Origin of the sequence: Microbacterium sp. HMWF026 (assembly GCF_003061325.1) — a bacterium.
Lineage (GTDB): Bacteria > Actinomycetota > Actinomycetes > Actinomycetales > Microbacteriaceae > Microbacterium > Microbacterium testaceum_E.
Genome location: NZ_QAJB01000418.1, coordinates 1 through 565, shown reverse-complemented (window position 1 = coordinate 565; position 565 = coordinate 1). Strand labels below are relative to the sequence as shown.

Genomic DNA, 565 nt, shown 5'->3' with positions numbered 1-565 from the left:
CCTCGGGCGCGTGCTCGAGGTGGCCCGACTGCACATCGCCTTCGGGCGCAGGGGGGTCGTCCTCGTCGAGCGGCTCCTCGGCGGGGCCTATTTCTGCACCGCGGACGGCGGGCTCAAGACGCAATTGGCCGAGCAGGAAGCTGCTGAATGCGCGATACGTGTCGACTGCCTGCCGGGGGTCTCGACCCCCGTCGGCGTTGATCGTCGCGTTCATCGACGAGCAGCGAACCAAGAACCGCGCGGTCGAGTCAGTCTGCCAGGTCCTGCGGGAGCGGGGCGTGCAGGTCGCCGCGCGGACCCATCGGGCCTGGAAACGGGCCGAACCCAGTGCGCGGGCGCGCGCGGACGCGGTGGTCATCGACGCGCTCCTGTCCACAGCGGGCACACGGAAGGGTTATATGGGCGGCGGAAGATGACCGCTCACCTGCGGCGCAGCGGCCTGGTGGTATCCAAGCGGCAGGTGGACCGGCTGATGCGCGATCTCGGGCTGACCAGTCTGGTCCGGGGGCGGCGGGTGCGGACCACGATCCCGGATCGTCATGCCGATCGTGCCCCGGATCTGCTC

1 protein-coding gene and 1 pseudogene are annotated in these 565 nt (G+C 70.3%); one reads left to right on the top strand and one right to left on the bottom strand.

Annotation, left to right across the window (positions count from 1 at the left end; all coding sequences use genetic code 11):
- Positions 1–358: pseudogene (locus DBR36_RS18610) on the bottom strand (hypothetical protein); the annotation flags it as partial.
- Between DBR36_RS18610 and DBR36_RS18860 the strand changes: the two are divergent.
- The coding region (locus tag DBR36_RS18860) for an IS3 family transposase (RefSeq protein WP_375136087.1) at positions 254–565 on the top strand (312 nt) is incomplete at its 3' end. The pseudogene DBR36_RS18610 and the gene DBR36_RS18860 sit on opposite strands and share 105 nt — an antisense overlap.